19 protein-coding genes and 1 tRNA gene are annotated in these 17,185 nt (G+C 66.5%); 5 read left to right on the plus strand and 15 right to left on the minus strand.

What is annotated here, in order from left to right; genetic code table 11:
- Positions 1 to 55 precede the first annotated feature (55 nt).
- The 4 genes from ABE483_RS11930 to ABE483_RS11945 all read left to right on the plus strand — a co-directional run bounded on the left by ABE483_RS11930 (position 56) and on the right by ABE483_RS11945 (position 2,401).
- Positions 56 to 844: a MipA/OmpV family protein gene (locus ABE483_RS11930; protein WP_313218940.1), complete on the plus strand. Its 789-nt coding sequence runs from the start codon at positions 56 to 58 to the stop codon at positions 842 to 844.
- 2 nt (positions 845 to 846) lie between these two features.
- Positions 847 to 1,059 carry a hypothetical protein gene (locus ABE483_RS11935; protein ID WP_313208988.1) on the plus strand — a complete coding sequence of 71 codons (213 nt, stop codon included), beginning with the start codon at positions 847 to 849 and terminating at the stop codon, positions 1,057 to 1,059.
- A 38-nt stretch (positions 1,060 to 1,097) separates the two neighbouring features.
- Positions 1,098 to 1,514 (plus strand): hypothetical protein, encoded by a 417-nt coding sequence (locus ABE483_RS11940; RefSeq protein ID WP_313208987.1) that lies wholly within the window; start codon positions 1,098 to 1,100, stop codon positions 1,512 to 1,514.
- 116 nt (positions 1,515 to 1,630) lie between these two features.
- Positions 1,631 to 2,401: a transporter gene (locus tag ABE483_RS11945; protein ID WP_346481751.1), complete on the plus strand. Its 771-nt coding sequence runs from the start codon at positions 1,631 to 1,633 to the stop codon at positions 2,399 to 2,401.
- 93 nt (positions 2,402 to 2,494) lie between these two features.
- Here ABE483_RS11945 and ABE483_RS11950 read toward each other — a convergent pair whose 3' ends face one another.
- The 8 genes from ABE483_RS11950 to ABE483_RS11985 form a co-directional block, all read right to left on the minus strand.
- Positions 2,495 to 2,668, minus strand: a complete 174-nt coding sequence (locus tag ABE483_RS11950) for a DUF1328 family protein (RefSeq protein WP_019182774.1) — start codon at positions 2,666 to 2,668, stop codon at positions 2,495 to 2,497.
- Between the two features lie 96 nt (positions 2,669 to 2,764).
- Positions 2,765 to 3,220: a GNAT family N-acetyltransferase gene (locus tag ABE483_RS11955; RefSeq protein WP_313218944.1), complete on the minus strand. Its 456-nt coding sequence runs from the start codon at positions 3,218 to 3,220 to the stop codon at positions 2,765 to 2,767.
- A 90-nt stretch (positions 3,221 to 3,310) separates the two neighbouring features.
- Positions 3,311 to 4,693 (minus strand): hypothetical protein, encoded by a 1,383-nt coding sequence (locus ABE483_RS11960; RefSeq protein WP_346481752.1) that lies wholly within the window; start codon positions 4,691 to 4,693, stop codon positions 3,311 to 3,313.
- 73 nt (positions 4,694 to 4,766) lie between these two features.
- Positions 4,767 to 7,814 carry a TonB-dependent receptor gene (locus ABE483_RS11965; RefSeq protein ID WP_346481753.1) on the minus strand — a complete coding sequence of 1,016 codons (3,048 nt, stop codon included), beginning with the start codon at positions 7,812 to 7,814 and terminating at the stop codon, positions 4,767 to 4,769.
- Between the two features lie 160 nt (positions 7,815 to 7,974).
- Entirely contained in the window at positions 7,975 to 9,030 is a 1,056-nt protein-coding gene (locus ABE483_RS11970; RefSeq protein WP_346481754.1) for a FecR domain-containing protein, read from the minus strand.
- Positions 9,027 to 9,551, minus strand: coding sequence for a sigma-70 family RNA polymerase sigma factor (locus tag ABE483_RS11975; RefSeq protein ID WP_282262043.1), 525 nt, complete (start codon positions 9,549 to 9,551; stop codon positions 9,027 to 9,029). The genes ABE483_RS11970 and ABE483_RS11975 overlap by 4 nt, the downstream gene beginning before the upstream one ends.
- Positions 9,552 to 9,685: 134 nt before the next feature.
- Positions 9,686 to 10,531: a 3-methyl-2-oxobutanoate hydroxymethyltransferase gene (panB, locus tag ABE483_RS11980; protein ID WP_313218952.1), complete on the minus strand. Its 846-nt coding sequence runs from the start codon at positions 10,529 to 10,531 to the stop codon at positions 9,686 to 9,688.
- Between the two features lie 31 nt (positions 10,532 to 10,562).
- On the minus strand, positions 10,563 to 11,180 hold the full coding sequence (locus tag ABE483_RS11985; protein WP_346481755.1) for a LysE family translocator: 618 nt from the start codon (positions 11,178 to 11,180) through the stop codon (positions 10,563 to 10,565).
- Between the two features lie 119 nt (positions 11,181 to 11,299).
- Between ABE483_RS11985 and ABE483_RS11990 the strand changes: the two genes are divergently transcribed.
- Complete coding sequence (locus ABE483_RS11990) at positions 11,300 to 11,761, plus strand: Lrp/AsnC family transcriptional regulator (protein ID WP_313208979.1); 462 nt, start codon at positions 11,300 to 11,302, stop codon at positions 11,759 to 11,761.
- A gap of 233 nt (positions 11,762 to 11,994) precedes the next feature.
- Here ABE483_RS11990 and ABE483_RS11995 read toward each other — a convergent pair.
- The 7 genes from ABE483_RS11995 to rpmI form a co-directional block, all read right to left on the minus strand.
- Positions 11,995 to 12,071 (minus strand) — tRNA-Pro (locus ABE483_RS11995).
- A gap of 67 nt (positions 12,072 to 12,138) precedes the next feature.
- A complete protein-coding gene (locus tag ABE483_RS12000; RefSeq protein WP_019182707.1) occupies positions 12,139 to 12,495 on the minus strand; it encodes a MerR family transcriptional regulator in 357 nt (118 codons plus the stop codon).
- Positions 12,476 to 12,775: an integration host factor subunit alpha gene (locus ABE483_RS12005; RefSeq protein WP_005410432.1), complete on the minus strand. Its 300-nt coding sequence runs from the start codon at positions 12,773 to 12,775 to the stop codon at positions 12,476 to 12,478. Before ABE483_RS12005 ends, ABE483_RS12000 begins: the two co-directional genes overlap by 20 nt.
- A gap of 26 nt (positions 12,776 to 12,801) precedes the next feature.
- A complete protein-coding gene (pheT, locus tag ABE483_RS12010) occupies positions 12,802 to 15,231 on the minus strand; it encodes a phenylalanine--tRNA ligase subunit beta (RefSeq protein WP_346481756.1) in 2,430 nt (809 codons plus the stop codon).
- A gap of 93 nt (positions 15,232 to 15,324) precedes the next feature.
- The gene (locus ABE483_RS12015; protein WP_313208977.1) at positions 15,325 to 16,320 is read right to left on the minus strand and encodes a phenylalanine--tRNA ligase subunit alpha; all 996 of its coding nucleotides are present in this window, start codon (positions 16,318 to 16,320) and stop codon (positions 15,325 to 15,327) included.
- A gap of 195 nt (positions 16,321 to 16,515) precedes the next feature.
- Positions 16,516 to 16,875, minus strand: coding sequence for a 50S ribosomal protein L20 (gene rplT, locus ABE483_RS12020; RefSeq protein WP_017355264.1), 360 nt, complete (start codon positions 16,873 to 16,875; stop codon positions 16,516 to 16,518).
- Positions 16,876 to 16,885: 10 nt separating this feature from the next.
- Positions 16,886 to 17,083, minus strand: coding sequence for a 50S ribosomal protein L35 (gene rpmI / locus ABE483_RS12025; RefSeq protein WP_017355265.1), 198 nt, complete (start codon positions 17,081 to 17,083; stop codon positions 16,886 to 16,888).
- Positions 17,084 to 17,185: the final 102 nt, after the last annotated feature.

Here is a 17,185-nt window from a genome sequence, read left to right on the forward strand (position 1 = left end):
CCGACAATGTAGGGCGCCCACCATGACACTCCGGTTGTTCCCCCTCGGCAGGTCCATGCACGTCCGTTTCCGTTCTCCGCGCCCTTCCCTTCCGCTGTTTGGCCTGGCCCTGGCCAGTGCGTTCACCGCCGCCACTGCGCAGGCGGCTGATGCCCCCGAGGGCGCCAGGAAAAGCAGCATCGGCATCGCCGTCGTCGCACTCAAGGCCCCCTACGCCGGCTATGACACCGATCGTCTGGCCGCCCCGATCGTCAGCTGGGAAGGCCGTTCGTTCTTCTTCCGCGGTGGCAGCGTGGGCTATCGCCTGCACCAGACCGCGCAGTCCGAGCTTGCCCTGACCGCCTCACCATACGTGATGCGCTTCAAGCGCCGCGACAGCCACGACCCGCAGCTGCGCCAGCTCGACAACCGCAGCCTGTCCGGCATGCTGGGCGTCTCCTGGCGGCACCAGGCCGAATGGGGCGTGCTGCAGGCCAATGCGCAGGCGGAAGTCACCGGACATGGCGGCGGCTTTTCGGCCGATGCCCGGTACGCCTACCCGATCCCGGCCGGCCGCGTGACCTTCATGCCTGCGCTGGGCGTGACCTACACCAGCGCCGATCTCAACGACTATTACTTCGGCGTCAGTGAACGCGAAGCGGCACGCAGCGGCCTGGCGCACTACTCGGCCGGCAGCGGTGTGTCGCCCTACATGGACATCGCCGCCGTGATGCCGCTGGGGCCGCGCTGGACCGCGACTGCGTCGATCCGCCGCACCTCGCTGGCCGATGCCGTGCGCGACAGCCCGATGACCCGTGGCGACCACATGGATACCGCCGCACTCTCCCTCAGTTACGGATTCTGATCATGCGTCAGGGAATCGTACGTCGTGTCGCGGATCTGGCCTTGCAGATCGAACCGGACCGCGCCGCCGTTCTTGAATGGATTCTGCATTCCCCACTGCCCGCGCTCGACGGGCAGACCACGTTCGAACTGGCCTGCGAGGGCCAGGGTGAACGCGTCGTCGCGCTGCTGGACACCCTGCTGCGGCAGGGTGATCCGATCCTGCCGCGCGGCTGATTCCTCGTTTTCCCCCCACCGGTGTCCTGGAGGCGCGAATGAACAACGCAACCGATACCCCGCTGCTGCAAGCAGCCAACGATGACCTCGCCGCGCACGCGATCGTGGCCAATCTCCACCGCGCGATCCAGCACCGCATGGACCGCGACAGCCAGGCCCACGGCCGTTTCTCACGGGCTTACATCGCCGAGCTGTTCGACATCGGGCGCACCATCAGTCCGGCATGTCGGCCGCACCAGGTCGACAGTGAATGGATCACCGCCCGACGTTCCTGGCTGGATACGGTGCTGGGCGAGCATCCGTTGGACCGTCGCGACGCGCAACTGACCGCTGCACGGCACGCCGCCGATGGGTTCCTGCTCCGCGCCTGCGTGCTCGGCTGTGACGCCACACCGGAGGCCGCGACCGAGCGCGTACGCGATGCCCTCATTGCCATGACCCGGCCGCCGCACTGAGTGACGAAACGCCGCCGCTACGTGCACATGACCGCCGGAATCACCGTGCTACATTCCGGCCAAGGGGCAGGCTGACTGCTTCTTGATGCCGGTATCGGCCGGCCCGGAGCGTGCCCATGCGGTGTTCGGCCCTGCTGCTGTCCCTGCTGTTCTGCGGTGCGGCGCATGCCCAACAGGACGCGCCGCCGGACCTCGCCTTCGACCGCCCCGGCATCGGCTTCGCCGCCTCGACACTGCCCCGCGGTAGCGTCGCGCTGGAGGCGGGACTGCCCAGCTTCAGCCGCGACCGCGACAGCGCGGGCGTGCTGAGCACGCAGTACAGTGCCGACATCACGCTCCGGATCGGCTTGGTCGAGCATCTCGAACTGCAGGCCTTCACCTCGCCCTGGAACCACCTGCGGGTGGCGCCGCGCGATGCACCGGCCGAGCGCAGCAGCGGTGCGGGTGACCTGGGCGTCGGACTGAAGTTCGCCCTGCCCTTGTCGTCGGAAAAACACGCCGTGGCGCTGCTGGCCAGCACCACGTTCGCTACCGGCTCGCGCGACTTCAGCGAGGGCGCCACGCAGTACGCGCTGGGTGCGAGCTATGAGTACAGCTTCAATGATCACTGGACCGGGGCCCTGTACGCCAATGTGGCCCGCGGTGGCAGCGAGGACAGCGTCACCTGGGCGCCGAGCCTGAGCTTCGCTGCCACCGATACCGTCAGCACCTATCTGGAAGCCGGCTTCACCGACACCCACGGCGATCCCTCGACCGGGATGGCCGGCGCAGGCGTCACCTGGATGGTGACCCCGACGGTGCAGCTGGATGCCTCATTCGATGTGGGGCTGGATGACGACAGCCCGGACACACAGGCCGGGATGGGGGTATCGCTGTATTTCGAGTGAGCCTTGCGAGGCTCGTGCAGCCTCACCAACGAAAAGGCCTGCGCGAAACCGCGCAGGCCTTTGTCTGGGACTGCAGTGTCTTTACGCGGCCGGTCAGGTCACTTTCTTGGCGATGGTCATGCCCAGCACGAACAGCACCACAGCGATGATGATGCCCGCCCAGAACAGGAACTTGGCGATGCCGATCGCGGCGCCACCGATGCCCGCGAAACCGAGGGCGCCGGCAATCAGGCCGATGACAGCAAAAATGATGGCCCACTTGATCATGATGATCCTTTCCCCGAATCGGGTTGAATGACAGGACTCCACGGTAGCCAGCCGGCTGTCTCACCTTCGTGAACGCGCCGACTGAACGGCGTGAAGTCAGGCGCGCGGCGCCAGGCGCATTTCCATCGGCTGGTAGCGCAGCCCGGAGGATTCCGCGGCATCGGCGCTGCAGGCAAAGCCGTAACGCTCATACGCAGGCACCGACGAGAGCGATGCGCTGACGGTCAGGACCTCCACACGCGCCTGCTCGATCATGGCCGCCATCAGTGCCTTGCCGATGCCCTGCTGCTGGGCCGCCGGGTCGACGAACAGCATGGCGACATGGCGCCCTTCCTTGAGCTCGGCGATACCGATGATCCGTTCCTCCTGCGCGTAGGCGAACATCAGAGTGTCCTGCACCATGCGCGCACGGAACCCTTCCACCGAGGCGATACGGCTGAAGGTCTCGACACCCAGTGCAGGCAATGATTCCGCCACCGATCCCATGAAGGCCGCCATGCATACACGGCTGGCCTGTTCGAGATCCGCTGCCACCAAGGGTCTTACCGCCATCTGCATCTCCTTCCACGTCCATGAAGTCAGCGATCACTCTACCCCGCTGGCCCCACCCCGCGCACGCCGCCCCAGCGGATCGACACCCGCTCAGCGCACGGCCTCGACAAAGACGGGATTGGAGTAGAACCACAGGTCCTGCCAGGGATCTTCACCGGGCACATCGGGCAGCGGCGTCACCTCCGCAGTACTGCTGCCGCGGGCACGGACGAAACCGCCCCGGGTGGGGACCGGCAACACCCAGGACACCGAGCGCCATGCGCCGTCCACCTGCCAGTCGCTGGCGCCGAACACACGCGTTTGCATCACAGGCCCATTGCCACCGCCGGGGCCGCCCACGATCAACTCCACGTGATCCAGCACCGGGTGCCGCTCAGCGTGATTGGCTGAGGCCGGTACACGCACCCGCAGTTCCACGCGCATGGAGGCGCCAGGCGACATCGACAGCGTGCCGCCCATCGTGGCACTACGTGCCTCGTCGTCGTTCGCAGTCGCACGCAGCTCCAGTGCATCGATCAGATCACCGGTGACCGCGAACATCCGTCCGTGTCGAAGGCCATCGAGGATGTCCTCGGCGTCCCGCCGCGCCCAGACATGGGTCTTGCTGTACTGGCCCGGATCGAAGTCACTGCCGCCATCACGCTGGTTGACGTGCGAATCGGAGCTGGCCGTGATCCAGAAGCGATGCCCCTCGGACAACAGCGTGTCCCAGATGCCGCCGACCGTCGCTGTCATCTGGTCGAAACCGCCCAGGGTCGGTGCATCCGCATTGCGATACAGGCCGCGATGGACACGGGTGGCTTGATGGCCCGGCGCGCCTTCCATGCCAACCAGCACCTGCGGTGCGGCCGCATGCCAGGCACGCAGTTCATCGGGCGCGACGTCGCCCCACCGGCCCATGGCGGTGGCAGTGCGCGCGGGGTGATTGATGAACATCAACGGCGGTGCCGGCAGCGACCGCATGTGGACCAGTGCATCGAGCATCGTCTGCCCGTCGTCGCGGCTTCCCTGCAGCGGCTCGCTGCGGCCGTAATCGCGTTCGATCGCGACCAGCTGCTCGCGCTCATCCGGGCCGGGGGCGATGATCAGCGAGGCGTGCTCGCCGGCCGGTACATCGAATTCCATGCCGTTGAACTGGATCAGTCCGGGCACCTCGCGGCGGGCATCCAGCAGCGCCGGCCACGCATGGTCCCGGGTGACCGCCGAATGCCCCGGCCCGCCATGATCGGTATGCACCACCCAGGTCAACCCATTGGCGAGCGCCTGCCGGGCGTTATGGGTGCGGGTGTAGGACGAGTCGCCGCCACGGATCGGCGTGGGCGGCGTGGTCCTGCGATCCCAGTCCACGCTCCACTCGCTGTGGACGTGGTGGTCGCCGGCCTGCCAGCTGCGGCCGGCATCGTCACCGGCCGCCTCGGAGACCATTGGCCACGCCAGCACGGCCACAAGCGGCAGGAAGAAAACATGTCGCATCGGATGTTCCTCACAAACGGGCAGCCGCATCCGGGGCACGCGCACGTGCCTCCGGATGCACCGCGAAGGTGGCTCAGAAATCCGCGCGCAGGCCGAGGCTGATCCGGCGACCGGAGCGCTCGTACATCGTCGGGAACGCGGGATCCATCGTGTAGCCGGTGGTCGCCTGGTTGGTCAGGTTGATGCCCTTCAGGCTGAGCTTGATGCTGTCGGTCAGGCGGTAGCCGATCGACACATCCACCTGGCCGTAGTCATCGCGCCAGATCGGGTACATGTTGTAGCCGATCGATTCAACGTACTCACCCTTGTGGTTGTACGACACGCGCGCGTCGAAGCGCTCGTTCTCGTAGTAGACGGTCATGTTGTACGACTTCTCCGAGAGCCCCGGCATCGGCGTGCTCACGCCCAGATCGGATTCGCCGGCCAGCGAACTGTCCAGCATCGTGTAGTTGGCATTGATGCCGAAGCCTTCCAGCGAACGGTGCAGCATGCTCAGCGGCAGCTGCGCGATCAGCTCGACGCCTTTCACAACGTAGGTGCCATCGGCATTGATCGGCTGGTACACGTCGAAATCATAGGTGCCGTTGAGCGAGCCGTTGGCGTTGTACACCGCCACATCCGGCACCACGCCGGTCAGCGCATTGATCACCACGCCGTCAATCTTCTTGTGAAAGTACGAGGCCGCCAGCAGGCCGCCGTTGTCCAGGTACTTCTCCAGACCCAGCTCCCATTGCTTGGCATAGGTCGGCTGCAGGTCCGGGTTGCCATCGGTGAAACGGAACGAGCTCCAGCTGGCGGTGCGCTTGTAGGCGATGTCGGTCAATGCCGGGCGGATGAAGGTCTTGGAGGCGGCACCCCGCAGCACCAGTCCCTCGGCCAGTTCGGCGGTCGCATTCAGGCTCGGCAGCAGATCGTTGTAGCTGCCTTTGCGCGAGACGGGCGTGTCGGTATAGCCGGTGCTACCGTCTGCCCGCTGGATCGGGTGGAAGCCGGAGGACTGCACCGAGGTATCCACATAGCGCACGCCCGCGTTGATCGACACCGGCACGTGGCCCACATCGAAGCCGATGTCGGTCATCGCGTACAGACTGGTCACGTTCTCGTCGACCCGGTAGTACTGGCCCGGATCGAATGGCGTTGCGAAGCCCGGATAGCGGAACGCACTGCGTGCGTAGTCGTTGGAGACCATCTTCCAGTCCAGGTCCTTCACCGAATAGCCACCGCCGGGCACGATATCGGCGATCGACTGCAACGGACTGTCGGCCAGGGTGCGCGTGTTCACCCAGCTGTTGTTGCCCGGGCCCGGCCCGTAGATCTTGGCCTCTCCGTATTCGCGCTGCTTGGACTTGTCGGTGTAGCGCGCGCCGAACTGCACGCTGCGCAGCGCCGGCAGGAAGGCCAGTTCCAGCGCCTTGGTCACATCCACCTGGGCGGCATACTTGTCATCGCTGACCTTCTCCAACGTCGTCTCATACGCTTCGAACAGATACTTGTCCGAGGCGTTGTACATGTCGATGCTGGCCGGGTTGGCGCTGGGTATCGTCTCGCCACTCTTGCCGGTCCAGCGGGTTCGCGAAGGCGCGTAGGCCACATGCTTGAGGTTGCTGGCATCCAGCGTCTTGTCGGCGCCGGAGTAACCGACCATCGCATCCACGCCCCAGGTGTCGCCCTGCCAATCCATCGCCACGCTGTACTGGCTGAAATCGGTCTTGTTGATCCGCTCCTTGCTCAGCATCTCGTGCTGGGTGGCGGTGTAGGACACATCGCGCAGCACCACGATGCCGTACTGCGACAACGTGCTGGCGTCGTAATCGTGGATGGTCTCCAGCGTGCTGCGGCTGGACGCCGAATATGCAGCCGCGTCGTACTCGTCTTCGGTGGTGTCGTAGCCGCCGCGCATCGCATCGAAGGTCAGGCTGAAACGGCTGCTCGGCTTGTATTGCAGCGAAGCGGTGGCACCCCACTTGTCCTGGTCGTTGACGAAGACACGGTCGCCCACTTTGTCCTGGAACACGATCAGGTTGCTTTCATCGGTGTTGTTGCGGTTCTTGACCACCACGCCGGCATCGCGCGCCAGCACGGCAGCAGCCTGCGTGCCGCGCGTGCCGGACGCACCGAGGAAGCGCGACATCGGGCGGAAGTTGATGCCCGAGGTGGCGTCCGTGCGGTTGCTGCGCTTGGCGGTGGCGAAGGACACCAGGCCACCCCAGTCGCCCCAGGTGTCACTGGCCAGGAAGGAGAATTTCGGGTCGACCTCTTCAGAGATCGAGTTGTGCGCCCCTTCCACCGACGCGACCAGCTTGCGGCCGGTGTAGTCGAACGGGCGCGCGGTGGAAATCTGCACCGAGCCGGCGATGCCGCCCTCTTCGTCCGCGGCGGTCGGCGATTTCAACACCGTCACCTGCTGGATGATCTCCGAGGCGAAGATGTCAAACTCGATGTCACGCCCGCCGCTGCCCGATGCCGTGGCCAGGTTGTTGATCGAGACATGGGTGTACTCCGACGGCAGGCCACGCACGTTGACGCGGCTGCCCAAGCCCTTGTCACGTTCGATGGTCACGCCCGGCATGCGCTGCAGGGCTTCGGCCAGGTTCTGCTCGGGAAAATCGGCCACGTCGGTGGCCACAATCGAGTCGGAGAAACCGATGGTGGCGCGCTTGATGTCCACCGCCTGCTCCAGGCTGCGGCTGTAGCTGCCGACCACGTCGATGCGCTCCAGCTGCTGCAGGCCCGCGCCTTCGGCCGCGGGGGCCGCTTCAAATGCCACGTCGGATGTGGCGACGGGCACGGCGGACGTGCCCGACGGTGCGGCGTCACTGCGTGCTTCGATGGTGACCGTGGTGTCGTTGAGATAGCGGTAGCGCAGCCCGGTGCCGTCCAGCAGCTGCTCCAGCGCCTGCTGCGGGGCCAGCCCCGCCGGCATCGCGCGGGTACGCGGGTTGCCGGCCTGCTGCGCGTTGTAGACAAACTGCAGGCCCGTCTGGCGCGACAGATCGTTGAGTGCACGGTCCAGCGGTTGGGCGGGAATCGCCTCGCTGGCCACGCGGGTGTCCTGCGCGGTGGCGGTGACGGCGGCGCTCTGCAGGGCAAGAGCGATCGAAAGGAAAAGAATGCGGCGCATCGTAGAAGTCCAGTGGGGTGGTATGAGCGTCGCGAGACGGAATCGTTCGCGCTTGCCTGGACTACGAGGGCGCAGGGCGAGGATCGGGCACCGGGATTTCGATGAATTTTTTTTGACAGCCGCTCGGCGTGCGCCGCGCGATGACGCGCCGATAGCGCCATCACGGCTGTTTCGTGTTGATTTCCGCCGCCGAGGCGCTGCTCACGTGGATCTGCTTGTCGACCACGCGTGTACGCAGCGATGGCTGCTGATCGAGGAAGGTACGAAGCGATGCAAGATCGTCGCCACGCAGATTGCCGGTCAGTCGCAGCGCCCCGGCGACATCGTCGTCCACCTGCAGACGCACGTTGTTGAGTCGATTGAACTGCTCGACCACCTCGCGCAGCGGTTCGTCCTGGAACACGACGCGTCGTCGCCACCACGCGGTCATCGTGTCGGTGTGCTGCTGGCGGAGGCTGACGGTCTGATCGCGGTAGTCGATGTGGGCGCTCTGCCCGGCATGCAGGTCGGCCAGCAGACGTCCCTGACCGGAATCGCCGCGCACCTGTACGCTGCCTTCGGCTACCTCGATGCGCGCCTGCTCGCGCCGCAGCGACACGTCGAACGTCGTGCCGATATCGCGCACCTCCAGCCCGGCCGCATGCACCGCGAAGGGACGGCGCTCCTCGGCCACCACAAAGCTCGCCTGCCCGCGCGAGAGCTCCACGCGGCGGCTCAACAAGGTGAAGCGGATCGACAGTTCACTTTCCGCGTTCAGATGCACGACGGTGTGGTCCGGCAGCGCAAATCGCTGCGGTGCGCCGTGTGCCGCCACATAGTGGCGGGTCTGTGGCCACGCCATGTGCCCGGCGAACGCAACGCCCAGCAGCAACGCGGCCGCCGCGGCGATGCCCGGCAGGTGCCGGCGCGGCGCACGGGAGGCCGCGGGCGGTGGAGGGCGTCGCCGTACCGGCAAGGCCACCACGTTGTCGTCGGCGGGCGGTGGCCCGGCGGCGATCAGTGCGTCCAGATCCACTGCCATGTCACGCAGCGCATCGCCGAGTTCGGTGGCGACGCGGCTGACCGTGATGTACTCGCGCAGGTGCGCCGGTGAGGTCACCAGCCACGTCATGAACTGGCGTTGTTGTTCGGCGGTCAGCCCGCCCTGGCGCTGCAGCGCATGCCAGTGCGCGGCCTCGCTGGCGAGGGAAGGACGCGGTGCGGGAAACTCGCTCACCACGCCTCCGCGTGGCCGGCCAATGCACGGCGGCACACGGAAAGTCCGCGTACCACGTGCTTCTTGACCATGTGCGAGGACACGCCCAGCCGCTCGGCGATTTCCTTGTAACTGAGGCCGTCACGGTACTGCATCACCAGCACCGCGCGGGTGTGCTCGGGCAAGGTGCCCAGCAGGGCCTGCAGCTGCACGCGGCGCTGCTCGCGCTCGGCGGCATCCTCCACGGTTTCTTCGCCGCTCAGCAGCGTGGTGAGGTGTTCAAGATCGTCGATGGGCAGCATCGACCAGCGCCGCCGTGCGGCCTGCTCGCGTGCGAGATTCTGCGCGACGGTAAACAGGTAGGCCTCGGGATTGGCGATTGCCTCGCCTTGATCCTCATGTGCGCGCAGCAAGCGCAGATAGGTCTCCTGCACCATGTCCTCGGCATCCTGGCGCGCGCCGCGGCGGGTGAAGAATCCCCGCAGCACCGGCCCCTGCTCCAGAAACATGCGCGCCAAACGCCGTTTTGCGTGTTCGGCCACGATCCCACCTCGCCCCCAGGTGCGGCGAAGGTACGTGGCCCGCATGACGATTCGATGACGCAGGCGACACGGTACCGCCGCGCGGCGATACCGTGGACACGCGCCTCAGGTGGTACGAACGTCGATCAGGTCAATCAGAACGTGTGTTCCGGGCCGGGGAAGGTGCCTGCCCCAACCTCTTCCGCGAACTCACGCGCGGCCTTCTGCAACACGCCGTGCATATCCGCGTACTGCTTCACGAAGCGCGGCAGCTTGCCGGTGCGCAGCCCGGCCATGTCCTGCCAGACCAGCACCTGTGCATCGCAGTCGCTGCCGGCCCCGATGCCTACCGTCGGAATCTTCAGCGCGGCGGTGATCTGTGCGGCGACCGCGCCGGGCACCATCTCCATCAGCACCGCGAACGCACCTGCGGCTTCCAGCGCGCGCGCTTCCTCGATCAGCCGTGCGCCATCCTCGCCCCGCCCCTGCACACGGAAGCCACCGAGCTGGTGCTCCGATTGCGGGGTGAAGCCGATGTGCGCCATCACCGGGATGCCGCAGCTGACCAGCTTGCGGACCTGCGGCACCATCTCGATGCCGCCCTCCAGCTTGACCGCATGGGCGCCGCCTTCCTTCATGAAGCGCACCGCCGTGTGGAAGCACTGCTCCGGCGAGGCCTGATAGGAACCGAACGGCAGATCGGCGATCACCAGCGGTCGCCGCGTGCAGCGGCTCACCGCGCGCACCAGCGGCATCAGCTCATCAACCGTGACCGGCAGCAGCGAGTCGTTGCCGAACACGTTGTTGGAGGCCGAATCGCCGATCAGCAGCACCGGAATGCCGGCGTCTTCGAAGATCGCCGCGGTGTACATGTCGTAGGCGGTGAGCATGGCCCACTTCTCGCCGCGCTCCTTCATCTGCTGCAGATGCGGAATGCGCACGCGCGGTGCCGGGACCGGGGCGCTGCCCGGCGTCGCGTAGGGATGGAGCTGTTCGGTCATGCCAAGGATCCTCGTGGGGACAACGTGGGGGTCAGAGTGTGCCGGTTCCGCTCAGCAACAGCACGGCGATCAGGATCATGGCGGCGCCCGAGATGCGGCCGACCATGCGTGATGCACGTGGGCGGGTGCGCAGCACGGCACCGGCGCCATAGCCGACGGCCAGATAGACCGCCCCGCAGCTGACCAGGTGCACCATGCCCAGTGCGATGATCTGCACCGGCATCGCCCATGCCGCGCTGGCGGAAATGAACTGGGGCAGCAGCGCCAGAAACAACAACAGCACCTTGGGATTGAGGCCGCTGACGCAGGCGCCCTTGACTGCCCAGTGGCGCCATCCCGTCACCGCTCCCGCATCTTCGGCTGCGGCCACCGGCGGATGGCGCAGCAGGCCGATGCCCAGCCACAGCAGATACAGCGCGCCAAGCACGGTCAGCACGTGCAGCGCGACCGGCGCACGGGCGAACATCGCGCCAACGCCCGCGGCGACCAGCCCGATCGCCAGCAGATGGCCAGACAACAGTCCGGCCACCGCAGGCACGACCGCCCGCCCGCGCAGGCCGGCGGCGATCGCATGCGCCCAATCCGCACCGGGGGTGAGCACGAAGAGGATCGAGACCGCCCAGAAGGCGACGATGACGCTGGGTTGCATGGGGTCCAATGGGCGGTCTTGCCGCGATCTGCGTGCCAGACAGAAGAATATTCCCGCGACTCTGGAATGTGCTTCCAAAGACTTGCCCTGCGCCGGCCTGCAGGAGGAAACTCTTGCGCATGGATGCCACCGACCAGCGAATTCTTGCCGAGCTGCAGAAAGACGGCCGCCTCACCGTGACCGAATTGGCCGAGCGCATCGGCCTGAGCGTCTCGCCCTGCCACCGCCGCGTGCGTGCGCTGGAGCAGTCCGGCGCGATCCGCGGCTACCGCGCCGAGCTGGATCCCGCCGCCTTGGGCCTGAAGTTCTCGGCGCTGGTGTTCATCACCCTGCGCGACGGCGACCGCCACGCGGTGGACGCCTTCGAGCATGCCGTCGCCGACGTGCCCCAGGTGCTGCAGGCGCAGCGCCTGTTCGGCGATCCGGACTACCTGCTGCACGTCATCACCCGCGACCTGGCCGCGTTCCGGCAGCTCTACGACGAACACCTCTCTGCCCTGCCCGGTGTGCAGCGGCTCACATCGACCCTGGTGATGAAAGATGTGGTGATCGACCGGCCGCTGCCGTTGCACGGGCATTGACGCAACGGCGTCATACCTTCCGACCGCGGCCTGCATCCAACGGTGAGTGACCCGCCGGAAGAGATGTGCGACCGACGTACTACGCACCGGCGGCAAGGACAACCGGACAACCGGACAACGCCAAGGTGATCGCCACGTTGATCGAGCGGTGGTATGACGGGCAACCCACAGCAGCCCAAAAAGAAAAAAGGCCTGCGCATCGCTGCACAAGCCTTTGATCGAATCACCAACATTGGTCGGGACGGCCGGATTTGAACCGACGACCCTCTGCCCCCCAGGCAGATGCGCTACCAGGCTGCGCTACGCCCCGATGATGCTGGCAATGTCCCCGCCTCTCAGCGGGCCGACGAGTATAACGGGTTTGCGTGAAAAATGGTTCAGCGGCGCAGCAATTGCAGCACTTCTTCCAGTTCCATCCGCGTCTGCTTGATGATCTGGTTGCTCAGCGCCGATTCCTCGCGCGCATCGGCACCTTCCAGGCGCAGGCGCGCGCCGCCGATCGTGTAGCCCTGCTCGTACAGCAGGCCGCGGATCTGGCGGACCATCAGCACATCGTGGCGCTGGTAGTAGCGGCGATTGCCGCGGCGCTTGGCCGGCTCGAGACTGGGGAACTCGGTTTCCCAGTAACGCAGCACGTGCGGCTTGACGTCGCACAGTTCGCTGACCTCACCGATGGTGAAGTAGCGCTTGGCCGGTATCGGCGGAAGCTCTCGGTTACTGCCCGGATCCAGCATATGCCTCTACCCTTTCCTTGAGCTTCTGGCCCGGACGGAAGGTGACCACCGTACGGGCGGAAATCGGAATTTCCTCACCGGTCTTGGGGTTGCGACCCGGGCGCTGGTTCTTGCGCCGCAGGTCGAAATTCCCGAAGCCGGACAGCTTCACCTGACGTCCCTGTTCCAATGCTTCACGCAGCACATCGAAGAACGCGTCGACAAATTCCTTGGCTTCGCGCTTGTTCAGACCGACTTCGTCGAACAGCTTCTCGGCCATCTCCGCCTTGGTCAATGCCATTGCCTGCTATCCCCCATGCTTCCCGCTCAACCGCGGATCCGGGCGTGATGTTCACGCTCCATGGCAGAGACCGCCTCGGCCACCACCGCATCCACGTCGCGGTCCGTCAGAGTGCGCGACTTGTCCTGCAAAATCAAGCCCATAGCGAGACTCTTGAACCCCGGCTCGACCCCCTGGCCGACGTACCGGTCGAACAGGGTGACCTCCCGCAGCAGCGGGCCGACGGCGCGGCGCAGGGTCGCTTCCAGGTCGGCCCAGGCCGCGGCCTCGGGCACCAGGAACGCCAGATCGCGGCGCATCGACGGGAAGCGCGACAGCTCGGTCGCGCGCGGCAGCGCGCGGGCGGCCAACGGCGCCAGGTCCAGCTCGAAGGCGAACACGTCCACGTCAATCTCCATGGCCTTGGCCAGGCGCGGGTGGATCTGGCCGATCCAGCCCAGGCTGACGCCGTCACGGGAGACCTCGGCCGACCGTGCGGGGTGGCCATACGGACGCTGCGACGGCGTGAACACCAGCGCGGCGCCACTGGCCGCGGCCAGCGATTCCAGGTCGCCCTTGAGGTCGTGGAAATCGACCTTGCGGGTCGGCAGACCCCACTGCTGGGTGTCGGCATCGCCACAGATCGCGGCGGCCACGCGCTGGGTTTCCAGCGGCGCGGGCTGGCCTTCGCCGGCCTGCTGATGGAATACGCGGCCCAGTTCGAACAGGCGCACGCGGCCCAGCTGGCGCGCGGCGTTGCGGCCCAGGGTGGCGACCAGACCCGGCAGCAGCGACGGGCGCATCACCGCCAGTTCTGCGGAGAGCGGGTTGGCCAGCGCGACCAGACCCTCGCCCAGCTGCCACTGTGCAAGCAGCGCGGCATCGACGAACGCGTAGTTGATGGTTTCCTGCAGGTCACGAGCGACCAGCTGGCGACGGACGCTCAGATCGTCCAGACGGGTCTCGGTCGGCATCGCCACGCGCGAGGCACCGCCCGGCAGCGTGGTTGGAATCTGCTCGTACCCGTGGATGCGGGCCAGCTCTTCGATCAGGTCTTCTTCGATGGCGATGTCGAAGCGGCGGCTCGGCGCGGTGACCTGCCAACCATCGGCGGTCGCGGCCACCTCCATGCCCAGCGCGCGCAGGATGCGCTCCACATCGGCATCGGCGATCTGGATGCCCAGCACGCGCGCGATACGGGCGCGGCGCAGGCCGATGGTGGTGGTCGCGGGCAGGTCAGTCTCAGCCGCTCCCGGCATCCTGCCTCCCGCGGCACTGGCGCTGTCCTGCGCGGCGCGCGCCTCGGTGACCGGCGCCGGGGTGCCGCCGGCCAGATCCAGGATCAGGCGGGTGGCGTACTCGATCGCCGTGCGCGGCAGCGCCGGGTCGACGCCGCGCTCGAAGCGGTGGCCGGCATCGGTGTGCAGGCCCAGCTTGCGGCCACGGCCCATGATCGCGGCGGGCGCGAAGTGCGCGGCCTCCAGGAAGACGTTCGTGGTGTCGTCGGTGACGCGCGTATCGAAGCCGCCCATCAGGCCGGCCAGCGCGATCGGGCGGTCCGCATCGGTGACGAGCAGGAAGCTGTCGTCCAGCGCGGCGTCGCGGCCGTCGAGCAGTTTCAGGGTTTCACCCGTACGCGAACGGCGCACGCCGATGCGGCCCTGCAGGGTGCCCAGATCGAAGGCATGCATCGGCTGGCCGAGTTCCAGCATCACGTACTGGGTGACGTCCACCAGCAGCGAGACCGGGCGCACGCCACTGCGGCGCAGGCGCTCGGCCATCCACAACGGGGTGGCGGCGCGGGCGTTGACGCCTTCGATCACGCGGCCCACGTAACGCGGGGCCTCGGCGCCGGCGTCCAGCTGGATCGTCAGCTCACGCGAGCCCACGGCGGCGACCGGCGCAGCATCGAACGGCACCACTTCACTGGCGCACGCGGCGGCCACGTCGAAGGCGATGCCGCGGATGCTGAAGCAATCGGCGCGGTTGGGGGTCAGCTTGATCTCGATGCTGGCGTCGGGCAGGCCGAGGTACTCGATCAGGGTCTGGCCGACCGGCGCATCGTCCGGCAGTTCGAACAGGCCCGAGGCATCGGTGTCCAGGCCCAGCTCCTTGGCCGAGCACAGCATGCCGTTGGAGTCCACGCCACGCAGCTTGGCCGGCTTGATCTTCAGATCGCCGATCTGCGCGCCGACCATCGCCAGCGGCGCGACCAGACCCGGGCGCGCGTTCGGCGCGCCACAGACGATCTGCAGGTGCTCGCCCTGCCCCGCATCGACCTGGCAGATCTGCAGGCGGTCGGCTTCGGGATGGCGTTCGGCGGAAATGATCTTCGCCACGACCACATGCTGCAGGCCATCGCCCAGCGCATCGACCTCTTCCACTTCCAGACCGATCGCGGTCAGCACCGCGCTGAGTTCATCGCGCGAAACGGTGGTCGGGACGTGGCTGCGCAGCCAGTTTTCAGAGAATTTCATGGTGTCACCCTGGTGGGCCCGGCGCAGGCGCCTGGGCCGTGATGGTCTTCAATCCTGTCCAGCCGGGCATGGCCCGGCGCTACGCTGACGCGCTTACGCGAACTGCTTCAGGAACCGCACGTCGTTTTCGAAGAATGCGCGCAGGTCGTTGACGCCGTAACGCAGCATCGCAAAGCGCTCCACGCCCAGGCCGAAGGCGAAGCCGGTGTAGCGCTCCGGATCGATGCCAACGCTGCGCAGCACGTTCGGGTGGACCATGCCGCAGCCGAGCACTTCCAGCCAGCGGGTGCTGCCATCGGGCTGCTGCCAGGCAATGTCCACTTCCGCGCCCGGTTCCACGAAGGGGAAGTAGCTGGGACGGAAACGCATCTCGAAATCGCGCTCGAAGAACGCGCGCACGAACTCGGACAGCGTGCCCTTGAGATCGGCAAACGTGGAGTGCTCATCGACCAGCAGACCTTCCACCTGGTGGAACATCGGCGAATGGGTCTGGTCGCTGTCGCTGCGGTACACCTTGCCAGCGGCGATCATGCGCAGCGGCGGTGCGTGCTCGCCCATGTAGCGCACCTGCACACCGGAGGTATGCGTGCGCAGCAGGCGGCCGTCGCCGAAATAGAAGGTGTCGTGCATCGCGCGCGCCGGGTGGTGCGGCGGGAAGTTCAGCGCTTCGAAGTTGTGCCAGTCATCTTCGATTTCCGGACCTTCGGAGAGCTCGTAACCGAGCCGGCCGAAGATCTCGGTGATGCGCTCCAGGGTACGGGTCACCGGATGCAGGCCACCGCGCTCTTCGCGACGGCCCGGCAAGGTGATGTCGATCGCTTCAGCGGCCAGGCGCGCGTCCAGCGCAGCGTCTTCCAGCACGGTCTTGCGATCACCCAGCGCGCTGGTCAGCGCGTCACGGGCACGGTTGATGGCTTCGCCGGCGGCTTTGCGCTCTTCGGCCGGCAGGCCACCGAGCTGCTTGAGCTGGGCGGTGATGCTGCCGTTCTTGCCCAGCAGGGCCACGCGCAGGGCTTCCAGCGCATCGGGGCTCTGGGCAGCGGCCACGTCGGCCAGTGCCTGCGTGGTCAGGGATTGGATGTCACTCATGGATAGCCGGAGCCTCGCGTCGGTATGCCATCGCGATGCGCGTCGGGCCGACCCCCGTCGCCACCGCTGTCGATCGATGGCACCGGGAGGGCCACCGCCAACACAAAAAAGAATGGGGAAGGACTTGCGCCCTTCCCCATGCATTTGCCTTACCCACAGCCGTTGCGCGTGAACGGCAACGGCAGGGGAATGGACTTATGCCGCCAGTGCGCCCTTGGCCTTTTCGGCCAGTGCAGCAAAACCAGCTGCGTCGTGCACGGCGATGTCAGCCAGAACCTTACGGTCCAGGGTGATGCCGGACTTGAGCAGGCCGTTCATGAAACGGCTGTAGCTCAGGCCGTTGATGCGGGCAGCCGCGTTGATGCGGGTGATCCACAGCGAACGGAAGTTGCGCTTCTTCTGCTTACGACCGATGTAGGCGTACTGCTGTGCCTTGATCACGGCCTGCTTGGCAACGCGGAAGACCTTGCGGCGAGCGTTGTAGTAACCCTTCGCCAGGGTCAGAATTTTCTTGTGGCGGCGACGCGCCTGTACGCCACGCTTTACTCGTGCCATGGGTCAGTCCTCAGAGGTAGGGAAGCATACGGTTCAAACGGCCTGCGTCTTCTGCACGAACATGGTTCGTCTGACGCAGATTGCGCTTCCGCTTGGTCGACTTCTTCGTGAGGATGTGGCTACGGTTGGCGTGGCCAGCCTTGAACTTGCCGGACGCGGTCTTGCGGAAGCGCTTGGCCGCCGCCCGGTTGGTCTTGATCTTGGGCATTGCTATGTCCTTGATGATGTTTTGTCACTGACCAGGGCGGTGGCATTGCCACACTTTCCGTCCGTGCCCTTGCCTGCTTGTAAGCCCGGGATCCCCTATGGG

Origin of the sequence: Stenotrophomonas sp. TWI602 (genome assembly GCF_039674045.1) — a bacterium.
In the GTDB taxonomy this organism is placed as follows: Bacteria; Pseudomonadota; Gammaproteobacteria; order Xanthomonadales; family Xanthomonadaceae; genus Stenotrophomonas.

Coding starts and splice junctions, on each gene's coding strand:
- ABE483_RS11935 (WP_313208988.1), top strand. CDS start 847: ATGCGTCAGGGAATCGTACGTCGTGTCGCGGATCTGGCCTTGCAGATC.
- rpmI (WP_017355265.1), bottom strand. CDS start 17,083: ATGCCCAAGATCAAGACCAACCGGGCGGCGGCCAAGCGCTTCCGCAAG.
- ABE483_RS11945 (WP_346481751.1), top strand. CDS start 1,631: ATGCGGTGTTCGGCCCTGCTGCTGTCCCTGCTGTTCTGCGGTGCGGCG.
- ABE483_RS12015 (WP_313208977.1), bottom strand. CDS start 16,320: ATGAGTGACATCCAATCCCTGACCACGCAGGCACTGGCCGACGTGGCC.
- pheT (WP_346481756.1), bottom strand. CDS start 15,231: ATGAAATTCTCTGAAAACTGGCTGCGCAGCCACGTCCCGACCACCGTT.
- rplT (WP_017355264.1), bottom strand. CDS start 16,875: ATGGCACGAGTAAAGCGTGGCGTACAGGCGCGTCGCCGCCACAAGAAA.
- ABE483_RS11950 (WP_019182774.1), bottom strand. CDS start 2,668: ATGATCAAGTGGGCCATCATTTTTGCTGTCATCGGCCTGATTGCCGGC.
- ABE483_RS11965 (WP_346481753.1), bottom strand. CDS start 7,814: ATGCGCCGCATTCTTTTCCTTTCGATCGCTCTTGCCCTGCAGAGCGCC.
- ABE483_RS11990 (WP_313208979.1), top strand. CDS start 11,300: ATGGATGCCACCGACCAGCGAATTCTTGCCGAGCTGCAGAAAGACGGC.
- ABE483_RS11955 (WP_313218944.1), bottom strand. CDS start 3,220: ATGGCGGTAAGACCCTTGGTGGCAGCGGATCTCGAACAGGCCAGCCGT.
- ABE483_RS11985 (WP_346481755.1), bottom strand. CDS start 11,180: ATGCAACCCAGCGTCATCGTCGCCTTCTGGGCGGTCTCGATCCTCTTC.
- panB (WP_313218952.1), bottom strand. CDS start 10,531: ATGACCGAACAGCTCCATCCCTACGCGACGCCGGGCAGCGCCCCGGTC.
- ABE483_RS11960 (WP_346481752.1), bottom strand. CDS start 4,693: ATGCGACATGTTTTCTTCCTGCCGCTTGTGGCCGTGCTGGCGTGGCCA.
- ABE483_RS12000 (WP_019182707.1), bottom strand. CDS start 12,495: ATGCTGGATCCGGGCAGTAACCGAGAGCTTCCGCCGATACCGGCCAAG.
- ABE483_RS12005 (WP_005410432.1), bottom strand. CDS start 12,775: ATGGCATTGACCAAGGCGGAGATGGCCGAGAAGCTGTTCGACGAAGTC.
- ABE483_RS11930 (WP_313218940.1), top strand. CDS start 56: ATGCACGTCCGTTTCCGTTCTCCGCGCCCTTCCCTTCCGCTGTTTGGC.
- ABE483_RS11940 (WP_313208987.1), top strand. CDS start 1,098: ATGAACAACGCAACCGATACCCCGCTGCTGCAAGCAGCCAACGATGAC.